The sequence below is a fragment of the bacterium genome (assembly GCA_036524115.1).
In the GTDB taxonomy this organism is placed as follows: domain Bacteria; phylum JAUVQV01; class JAUVQV01; order JAUVQV01; family DATDCY01; genus DATDCY01.
Window position 1 is genome coordinate 32,329 of sequence record DATDCY010000077.1, and the last position, 9,185, is coordinate 41,513.

The 9,185-nt window shown below is 70.3% G+C and carries 8 protein-coding genes; 3 read left to right on the forward strand and 5 right to left on the reverse strand.

Annotated features, from left to right (window positions below; genetic code table 11):
* Positions 1–167 precede the first annotated feature (167 nt).
* Complete coding sequence (locus VI078_03780; GenBank protein ID HEY5998405.1) at positions 168–1,757, reverse strand: glutamate synthase-related protein; 1,590 nt, start codon at positions 1,755–1,757, stop codon at positions 168–170.
* A 431-nt stretch (positions 1,758–2,188) separates the two neighbouring features.
* Here VI078_03780 and VI078_03785 point away from each other — a divergent pair, with 431 nt between their 5' ends.
* Positions 2,189–3,196, forward strand: a complete 1,008-nt coding sequence (locus VI078_03785) for an NrpR regulatory domain-containing protein (protein ID HEY5998406.1) — start codon at positions 2,189–2,191, stop codon at positions 3,194–3,196.
* Between the two features lie 164 nt (positions 3,197–3,360).
* On the opposite strand, the gene VI078_03790 is transcribed toward VI078_03785, so the two are convergent.
* Positions 3,361–3,522 (reverse strand): rubredoxin, encoded by a 162-nt coding sequence (locus tag VI078_03790; GenBank protein HEY5998407.1) that lies wholly within the window; start codon positions 3,520–3,522, stop codon positions 3,361–3,363.
* Positions 3,523–3,602: 80 nt separating this feature from the next.
* Between VI078_03790 and VI078_03795 the strand changes: the two genes are divergently transcribed.
* Positions 3,603–5,300, forward strand: coding sequence for a tetratricopeptide repeat protein (locus tag VI078_03795; protein ID HEY5998408.1), 1,698 nt, complete (start codon positions 3,603–3,605; stop codon positions 5,298–5,300).
* Here the strand turns inward: VI078_03795 and VI078_03800 are convergent.
* From VI078_03800 to VI078_03810, 3 genes are read right to left on the reverse strand one after another with little or no spacing between them, the layout of a single operon-like run.
* On the reverse strand, positions 5,297–6,148 hold the full coding sequence (locus tag VI078_03800; GenBank protein HEY5998409.1) for a thiamine pyrophosphate-dependent enzyme: 852 nt from the start codon (positions 6,146–6,148) through the stop codon (positions 5,297–5,299). The genes VI078_03795 and VI078_03800 overlap by 4 nt on opposite strands.
* The gene (locus VI078_03805; protein HEY5998410.1) at positions 6,148–7,848 is read right to left on the reverse strand and encodes a 2-oxoacid:acceptor oxidoreductase subunit alpha; all 1,701 of its coding nucleotides are present in this window, start codon (positions 7,846–7,848) and stop codon (positions 6,148–6,150) included. Before VI078_03805 ends, VI078_03800 begins: the two co-directional genes overlap by 1 nt.
* Entirely contained in the window at positions 7,833–8,405 is a 573-nt protein-coding gene (locus VI078_03810) for a rubrerythrin family protein (protein ID HEY5998411.1), read from the reverse strand. The genes VI078_03805 and VI078_03810 overlap by 16 nt, the downstream gene beginning before the upstream one ends.
* Before the next feature lie 145 nt (positions 8,406–8,550).
* On the opposite strand from VI078_03810, the gene VI078_03815 reads away from it, so the two are divergent.
* A partial coding sequence (locus tag VI078_03815) for a QueT transporter family protein (GenBank protein ID HEY5998412.1) occupies positions 8,551–9,185 on the forward strand: 635 nt, incomplete at its 3' end.

Genomic DNA, 9,185 nt, shown 5'->3' on the forward strand with positions numbered 1-9,185 from the left:
AGAGACACTGTCATGTCGGCAAAGTCGTACTGAACAAATATAGGTGAGGCGACTTGATCATGGCCGGTACAAGAACAGGAAGGCGCCGGCCCCCGACCTTTCCGGGAACCGGCGCCCCGATGCACTGCGCGGGCGGGGACGACGCCCCGCCCGCGTCTCGTCCGCGGTTACTGCGCGAGGATCTTCTCGGCCTCCTTGCGGTAGGCGCGCATCACGTACGGGATGCCGGTGACCTTCTCGCACTCCTCGGTCAGGCTCATCAGGTCGTTGCGCGAGATCGTCGAGAGGTTGAAGTTGCGGCTGCCGGCCATCAGCTGCTGCAGCCCGGTGCGGATCTTCTGGGTGGCGGTGTAGATGCCGACCGCGCCCAGCGGGAGCTTCTCGACGTCCTTGCCGAACTTCGCCTTGAGCTCCTCGTAGGTCAGGAAGATCTCCTCGACCTTCGTGCCGTACTTGGAGACCGTCTTGGGCAGCTCGTTGTTCTTGATCCACTCGCCGATGTTCTTGCCGACCATGCCCGGGATCATCAGCGCGCGGCCCATGCACACCGCCTTGTAGTGCGGCGCACCCAGCGCGAGGGCCTTGAAGATGCCCGCCTCGTCCGAGAAGCCGCCGGCCATCGCCAGGTCCGGCACCCGGATCTTGCGCTTGGCGAGCTTCGCCACGAACTCGTTGACCAGCGACTGCATGTAGATCGTCGGGATGCCCCACTCGTTCATCATGTTCCAGGGGCTCATGCCGGTGCCGCCGGGGGCGCCGTCGGTCGTCAGCAGGTCGATCTTCGCCTCGGCGCCCCAGCGCAGCGCCATCGCCAGCTCCTGCATCGAGTAGGCGCCGGTCTTGAGCGTGATCCGCTTGAAGCCGACCTTGCGCAGGCGCGCCACTTCCTTGAGGAAGCCCTCGTGGTCCACGAAGCCCAGGCGCGAGTGGCGCTCGAACTCCTTGATTTCGCCCTTCTTGAAGGCCTCGATCGACTCCGGCAGCGTCGGGTCCGGCGTCACGATGTAGCCGCGGCGCTTGAGCTCCTGTGCGCGCGCCAGATCACCGACGCGGATCTCGCCGCCGATGCACTTGGCGCCCTGCCCCCACTTCAGCTCGATCGTGTCCAGCCCATGCTTGTTCAGCACGTACTCGGCCACGCCGAAGCGCGTGTCCTCGACGTTCATCTGCACGAGGATCTCGCCGTAGCCCTGGTGGAAGCGCTTGTAGGTCTCGATGCGCCGGTCCATCTCCGGCGAGTTCTTCACCTTGCCGTTGGCGTCCAGCTCCAGCTTCGGGTCGATGCCGCAGACGTTCTCGCCGCAGACCAGCGTGATGCCCGAGATCGCCGTGCCGATCGCGAAGTGCTCCCAGTTCTTGCGGGCGATCTCGGTCGAGCCGAGCGCGCCGGTGAAGATCGGCACCTTCATCTTCACCTTCTTGGTCCAGCCGTACTCGGTCTCCGTGTCGACCGACGGGAACGTCGCCGTGTCGGGGCCGGGCTTCACGCCCTTGGGCATCCCCTTCGCGCCGCAGGCGTAGCCCTGGATGTTCAGGTGCGAGTAATCCAGCGGGTAGTTCTTGTCGGCGCCGGCCGTGATCTGCCCGAACGGCCCGGGGTAGATCACCTCGCGGCCGCGGAACGACGAGAGCCACAGCTCGCAGCCGCCCTTGCAGCCGTCGAGGCACTCGACGCAGATCCCCGACATCGGGACCACGTTGCGCGAGCGGTTGAACGTGTCGGTCGCGGTGCTGGCGTTCGGCCTCCTCAGGTTCATTCCCTTCTCCTCCTTGTTGGTCCTCGACCCGGTAGCCACTTGCCGGAACCTAGCTCCGGCATCATCGGCAATGTCTTGCCACTATAGGAAGCCGCAGGAGGCGAAGTCAAGAAGAATGCGCGCTAAGTGCCCGTATTTATTGGCATTATACTGCACGGCTGGCGGCAATATTGCCGGACTCGTGCGGCAACCAGGCCGTGCGAGCCTGCCGGATTGCCGGACGAAGTCGTGCGTTCCATTGTGCAGGCGGTCGGGCGCCACCGGCCGTTCAGCAGTTGAACTTCTTGTGTGGACCATGTTTTTGTCCTCGAATCCGGGGCGTCGCGATGGTCTCCGCCTCAGCGGCTGACACCGCCGAGACCGGCAACGATCCGGCAACATTGCCGATGGTGGCGGCTGCTGCGGCATCTTTCTGGTAGAATCGCCGCGCGATGCGCGACAAGGTCGAGAAGAAGCGGCTGGCGATCCTCAAGATCCTGCACGAGGACGGCCGGCCCCACGGCAGCGGCGACCTCACCGCCCGGCTGATGGCCGCCGGCCATGACCTGAGCGAGCGCACGGTCCGCTTCCACCTGCAGGCGCTCGACGGCGACGGCCTCACGGAGAACCTCGGCAAGCAGGGCCGGCGCATCACGGAGCTGGGCGCCCGCGAGCTCTCCAGCGCGCGCGCCTTCGAGAAGGTCGGCTACCTCGCCGCGAAGATCGACCAGCTCACCTACACGATGGACTTCGACCTCGAGCGGCGCGAGGGCCGTGTCGTCGTCAACGTCAGCCTGCTCGAGCGCGGCCAGATCGGCGAGGCGATCCCGAAGATGGCGAAGGTCTTCGCGGCGAAGCTCGGCGTCGGCCGCCTGGCGGCGCTGTTCGGACCCGGCGAGCGCGTCGGGGACGTCGCGGTCCCCGAGGGGAAGGTCGGCGTCGGCACCGTCTGCTCGATCACGTTCAACGGCGTGCTGCTCGCGCACGGCGTGCCGGTCACGTCGCGCTTCGGCGGCCTGCTCGAGCTGCGGGCGCTCAAGCCCACGCGTTTCGTCGAGCTGATCCACTACGAGGGCACGACGCTCGACCCGCTCGAGGTCTTCATCCGCAGCGGCATGACCGACTACAAGGGGGCGGTCGAGACGGGCAACGGCCTCGTCGGCGCCAGCTTCCGCGAGGTGCCCGGCAACAGCCGCGAGCGCGTGCTCGGCATCGCGCGCGCCATGGAGGAGGCGGGCCTCGGCGTCGTGATCGAGGTCGGCTGGCCGGGGCGCCCGCTCTTCGACATCCCGGTGAGCGAGGGGCGGCTCGGGGTCGTCGTCATGGGCGGCCTCAACCCCGTCGCGATCCTCGAGGAGACGGGGATGCGCGTGCGCCAGACCGGCGCGCTCGCCGGCCTCGTCGACTACCGCGACCTCATCCCCTACGGCAGCCTGGCGGACCGCGCCGCGAGGCTGTAGCCGCAGACGGGCCCTTATCGGCCCGCCCCGGAACGAAGCTGGAGGGGGCCGAGAAGGGTCCGGATGCAAGCCGCGCGACGAGGCGAATGCCGAGACGGGCTAGCGCCCGTCGCAGGCAGGCGCGAGGAGCGCAACGCCGCAGACGGGCCCTTATCGGCCCCTGACTACTTGGTGGGCGAGAATTCGTCCTTGCTGGCGCCGCAGACGGGGCAGACCCAGTCCGCCGGGAGGTTCTCGAAGGGGGTCTTCGGGGGGACGCCGCTCATCGGGTCGCCCTGGTTGGGGTCGTAGACGTAGCCGCAGACGTTGCACTTGTACTTCGTCATTCCAGCCTCCCTCGGTGATGGTTGGGACGAGCCCTTCACACGGTATATAGTTGATGCGCGAACCCCGCGCAAGGTGCACGATGACGACGCAGACGGTCGCGGCCCGGACCCACCACCGGGGCGGCGCCCTGCTCGCGGTCCTCGCGGGCGGGATCGCCCTGCGCGCCGTCTTCTTCCTGCAGGTCCGCCAAACCTTCCTCTTCCAGCGCCCGTTCCTCGACGCCGGCTACTACCATCGCTGGGCCCTCGAGATCGCCGGCGGCGACTGGGCGGGCGTGGCGCGCGGCGTCTTCACGATGAGCCCCGGCTATCCGTACTTCCTGGCGGTCCTCTACTCGCTCTTCGGCGCGCGCGTCGAGACGGCTGTCCTCGCGCAGTTCGCGCTCGGCCTGGTCTCCGGCTGGATGATCTACCTGCTCGGGACGCGGCACCTCTCGCGCACGGCGGGTCTCATCGGCGCGGCGGTCTACCTGGCGTACCCGCCGGCGCTCTTCTACGAGAGCACGCTGCTGAAGGCGGCGCTGATCAACGCCGTGAACCTCGCGACGCTGCTGGCCGCGTCGACTGCGGGACCGGCGGGGGCGTTGCTGGCCGGGCTGCTCACGGGCGTCTCCGCGCACCTGCGCCCCTCGGCCCTCCTGCTCGCGCCGGTCCTCGCCCTCTGGCTGTGGCGGCGCGCGCCACGGAAGGCGCCGGCGGCGGCGCTCTTCGCGTCGGGGCTGCTCGCGGCGCTCCTGCCCGTGGCCGCGCGCAACTACCGCGTCGGCGGCGAATGGATCTGGACGACCGCTCACGGCGGCATGAACTTCTACACGGGGAACGGGCCGGAGTGCCGCGGCCCCTACCAGATGCTCCCGTTCGCCCGGACTGACGTTGCAGAGGAGCAGCAGGCCTTCCTCGAGGAGGCGCGCAGGCGGGCGGGGCGTGAGCTGACGCCGGCGCAGGCCTCCGACTTCTGGTACGCAGAAAGCTGGCGCTTCATCCGCGAACAGCCGCTGCGCGAGGCGGGGCTGCTGCTGAAGAAAGCCGTCGTCTTCGCCAACGGGTACGAGGCGCCGATCAACGTGGACTTCAACCTCTTCCGCTCGAAGTTCGGCTCGCTGCTGGCGCTGCCGCTGCCGTCGTTCGCGGCGCTGCTGCCCCTGGCCGTCCTCGGGGCCGCGCGCGCGGCGCCGAATGTCCTGCTGCTGGGCTACCTGGCGTCCGTCCTCGTCGCCAACGTGGTGTTCTTCAGCGCGTCGGAGTACCGCTTCCCCGCCGTGCCCATCCTGTGCCTGTACGCCGGCCACGCAGGCGTGGCCCTCGCCGGGGATCTCCGCGCGCGCTCATGGCGCAGCCTGGCAGTGTCCTGCACCATCCTGTTCGTACTTGGCGCGTTCACCTACACCGACGCCTACACGCACCTGCTCGGGCTGCCGCGCTACAAGCAGGAGATCGCCGCCAACTCGTTCTACAACCTGGGGGTCGACTATCAGAGAGCCGGGAGGGACGACGACGCCATCCTGGCCTACCGCGAGTCCGTCCGGCTGCGCCCCGACGACGCGGTCACCCAGAACAACCTCGGGGTGGCGCTCGCGCGCACCGGCCGCATCTCGGAGGCAACCCCGCACTTCGAGAAGGCCCTGTCGGGATTGCTGGACGCCTACTACAATCTCGCCCGTGCGCTGGCGCTCCTGGGGCGCAACGCGGAGGCTCAGCAGCGCCTGCGACAGGCAGAGGAGATCGCCCGCAGCGGTCGCGTGCGGGAGGCGATCCCCCGCGTCGAGCCGGCCCGCTAGCGCAGGTGCTCGATGATCGCCGCGAGCCGCTCGCGGTCCATCTCGCGCCCGACGAGCGGCCCGGCCGCGAGTGCCGGGACGTGCTCTTCGTACGCGGGGCGGCTGCCGCGCCAGATCACGCCGACCGGGATCTCATCGCCCCAGCGCGCCGCCGCCGCGAGCGCCGCCGTCCAGTCCGTCGGGTCGTGCCCGGCGGGCAGCTCGCGCACCCGCTGGCGGTACCAGGCGTAGGTGTTGATCTTGTTGAACGACACGCACGGCTGCAGCACGTCCACGAGCGCGAACCCCGGCGCGGCCAGCGCCTGGCCGATCAGCGCCGCGAGGTGCTCGGGCATCCCGGCGAAGCCGCGCGCGACGAAGTTGGCCTTGAGCGCGACGGCGGTCTCGACCGGGTTGAACGGCTCGGCGTGCACGCCCTCGGGCTGCGCCTTCGTGACGAAGCCGGCGTCGGAAGTGGGGCTCGCCTGCCCCTTGGTGAGCCCGTAGACCTGGTTGTCGTGCACGACGACGGTCAGGCCGATGTTGCGCCTCACGGCGGCGAGAAAGTGGTTGCCGCCCTCGCCGTAGGTGCAGCCGTCGCCGCTCTCGACGATCACCTTGAGGGCGGGGTTGGCGAGCTTGGCGCCGGTCGCCGCCGGCAGCGCGCGGCCGTGGAGGCCGTTGAAGACGTTGGCGTTGAGGTAGTGCGGCGCCTTCGCGGCCTGGCCGATCCCCGAGACGAAGAGGACCTGGTGCGGCGCCAGCCCGGCGGCGGCGAGGGCCGCCTTCATCGCCCCGAGGATCCCGAAGTTGCCGCACCCGGGGCACCACGCGGTTTCGTACTTGCCGTAGTCCGCGATCGTCACCATCAGGCCATCCCCTGTGCGGCGAGCGCCCGCAATACGTACGCCGGCGTGATGGGCAGGCCGTCGCAGCGGCGCACGTGCCCGGTCGCCTCGAAGCCGGTCTCGCGGCGGACGAGGCGCTCGAACTGGCCGGTCGCGTTGCCCTCGACGAAGATCACGCGCCCCGCGGCGCGCAGGGTCGCGAGAAACTGCTGCGGATCGAGCGGCCAGAGCTGCGTGAAGTGCAGCGTGGCCGCCGCGACGCCGCGCGCGCGCAGTTCCGCCGCCGCCTCCGCCGCGGCGGCGCCCGCCGAGCCCCACGCGACCAGCAGCAGGGCGCCTTCCGCCGCGCCCTCGAGCCGCGGTGGCAGCACCTCCCAGCGCAGCACGTCCAGCTTTGCGAGCCGCTTGGCGACCATGCGGTCGCGCACGGCGAGGTCCTCGGTGATGTGACCGTCCTCGGTGTGCTCGTCGCTGTCGGCGACGACCAGGTGCTGCGTCCGCCCCGGAAGCAGCCGCGGCGAGACGCCGCCCTCGACGAAGGCGTAGCGCCGGTACGGCGCGGCGACGTCGCCCTCGTGACCGGCGCGCACGGCCGGCAGCGCGCGCACCTCGAAAGGCTCGACCGCGCGGTAGGAGTCCGCGAGGAACTGGTCGGTCAGGATGAAGATGGGCCCCTGGGACATCTCCGCGAGAAAGAGCGCCTTGCGCGCGAGCAGGAAGCACTCCTCGGGGTTTCCGGGGGCGAGGAGCGCGCGGGGGAACTCGCCGTGGCCGGCGTGGAGCACGAACTCGAGGTCCGCCTGCTCGGTGCGCGTCGGCAGGCCGGTGGCCGGCCCGGGGCGCTGCGCGACCACCACGACGAGCGGCGTCTCGGTCATCGCGGCCAGGCTCACGCCCTCGACCATGAGCGCGAAGCCGCCGCCGGAAGTCGCGACCATCGCCGGGGCGCCCGCGAACGAGGCGCCGATCGCCATGTTCACGGCCGCGATCTCGTCCTCCGCCTGCTCGGCGACGACCCCGAGCGCGGCGGCATGCGCCGCCACCGTCAGCGAGACCGAGGTCGAAGGCGTCATCGGGTAGAAGGCGTAGAACCGCAACCCCGCCGAGAGCGCGCCGAGCGCGAGCGCCTCGTTGCCGTTGACCATCGCCCGCGAGGCGCCGCCGGCGGCCGGACGTTCCGGCAGCGCGAACGAAGCGCCCGCCTCGGCCGTCCAGCGGCAGGCCTCGGCGAGCGCGCGCCGGTTCTCGGCCGCCGCATCCGGCGCCTTCTTGCCGAACATCTCCTCGACGCCGGCGGCCAGCAGCTCCTCGAGGAGGCCGAGGAGCGTCCCGGCGACCCCCAGCGCGGCGACGTTGGCCTGCCGGGCCGCCGCGAGCTTCGCGAACGGCACGCGCAGCCCCGCGGTTCCCTGCGGGTCGAGCCCCTCGTCGGCGATCAGCAACGCGCCGGCGGCCAGCTCGCCCCGGTGCAGCGCGATCGACTCCTGGTCCAGGGCGACGAGCAGGTCGATCGTCTCCGCCGGCGCGCCGATCTCCCCCGCGCCGAAGCGGATCGCCCAGGTGTTGTGCCCGCCGCGCACGCGCGAGTGGTACGTCTGCGTCACGCAGATGCGCCAGCCGGCGCGCACGAGCGCCTGCGAGAGCAGCTGGCCGACGGTGACCAGTCCCTGGCCGGCCTCGCCGCCGATCAGGACCGTCCTTGTATCTACCAGTTCTCGCACAGGGCCTCGTAGTACTCGCGGGGGTGCGCGCAGGCCGGACAGGTGTCGGGCGCCTCGGCCCCCTCGTGGATGTAGCCGCAGTTGCGGCAGACCCATTTCACGGGCTTCTCGCGCTTGAAAACCCGCTGCCCCTCGACGTTCGCCAGGAAACCGCGGTAGCGCCTCTCGTGCTGTTTCTCCGCGACCGCGATGGACTCGAAGATCTGCGCGATCTCCGGGAAGCCCTCCTCGCGGGCGACCTTCGCGAAGCCGGGGTACATCTGCGCCCACTCGAAGCGCTCCCCGCCGGCGGCCTCCGTCAGGTTCTGCGCGGTGGTGCCGATGACGCCGGCCGGAAACTCCGCCTGCACGGTCACCATCCCACCCTGCAACAGCTTGAAGAGGCGCTTGGCGTGCTCCTTCTCCTGGCTGGCGGTCTCCTCGAAGATCGCCTGGATCTGCAGGAAACCCTCCTTCTTCGCCTGCGAGGCGAAGTAGGTGTAGCGGTTGCGCGCCTGCGACTCGCCGGCGAAGGCAGTGAGGATGTTCTTCTCGGTCCGCGAACCCTTCAGCTCCATGGCGCCCCCCTTGTCGTGCGGATTCCCAACCCGGTCGATGAATGCAGTCGCGGAGATACTATCTGTCCCGCCTGCCGTTTTTGCAACCGGCCCGCCGTGGAGGCGTTCGCGGTACAATCCCCCCGCGAGGAGGTGCGAAAGGCCGATGCGCGAGATCGTCACGATGTGGACCAACACCCGGATGGTCGTCCTGGTGGCGCTGACCGCGGCGCTCTACGCGGCGGTGCTCATCCCATTCAAGATCGCCACGATCATCCCCGGCTTCACCGAGGTGCGGCCCGGAGCGGTGGTGCCGCTGGTCCTCGGCTACCTCTTCGGGCCGGCCGGCGCCTGGGGCAGCGGCATCGGCAATGTCATCGGCGACTTCCTCGGCGGCACGCTCTCGCTCGGGAGCGCCTTCGGCTTCGCGGGGAACTTCTTCTTCGCGCTCGTGCCCTGCAAGCTCCTCCGGACCGCGGCCGCCCCCCCGGGCGCAGCGCCCGCCTCGCCCTGGCGCGAGACGCTCCTGTTCGCCGCCGCCGTCGTCCCGGCGAGCGCCGCCTGCGCGGCGATCATCGCCTGGGGCGTGGACCTGCTCGGCTTCGTCCCCTTCAACGTCCTCGGCACGGCGATCTTCCTCAACAACATCCTGGTCGGCCTCGTGCTCGGACCGGTGCTCCTGCGCCTGCTCGCGCCCCGCGTCGGCGCGTGGCACCTGCTCTGGCGGGACGTGATGGACGCCCCGCCCCCGCCCGCTGGGCGCAGCCGCGTCGGCGCCGCGCTGATCTGGGCCGGCGCGGT

Excerpts from the sequence above, each read along its gene's own strand:
- VI078_03810 (HEY5998411.1), bottom strand. The coding sequence starts at position 8,405 with ATGGAGCTGAAGGGTTCGCGGACCGAGAAGAACATCCTCACTGCCTTC.
- VI078_03780 (HEY5998405.1), bottom strand. The coding sequence starts at position 1,757 with ATGAACCTGAGGAGGCCGAACGCCAGCACCGCGACCGACACGTTCAAC.
- VI078_03795 (HEY5998408.1), top strand. The coding sequence starts at position 3,603 with ATGACGACGCAGACGGTCGCGGCCCGGACCCACCACCGGGGCGGCGCC.
- VI078_03790 (HEY5998407.1), bottom strand. The coding sequence starts at position 3,522 with ATGACGAAGTACAAGTGCAACGTCTGCGGCTACGTCTACGACCCCAAC.
- VI078_03800 (HEY5998409.1), bottom strand. The coding sequence starts at position 6,148 with ATGGTGACGATCGCGGACTACGGCAAGTACGAAACCGCGTGGTGCCCC.
- VI078_03785 (HEY5998406.1), top strand. The coding sequence starts at position 2,189 with ATGCGCGACAAGGTCGAGAAGAAGCGGCTGGCGATCCTCAAGATCCTG.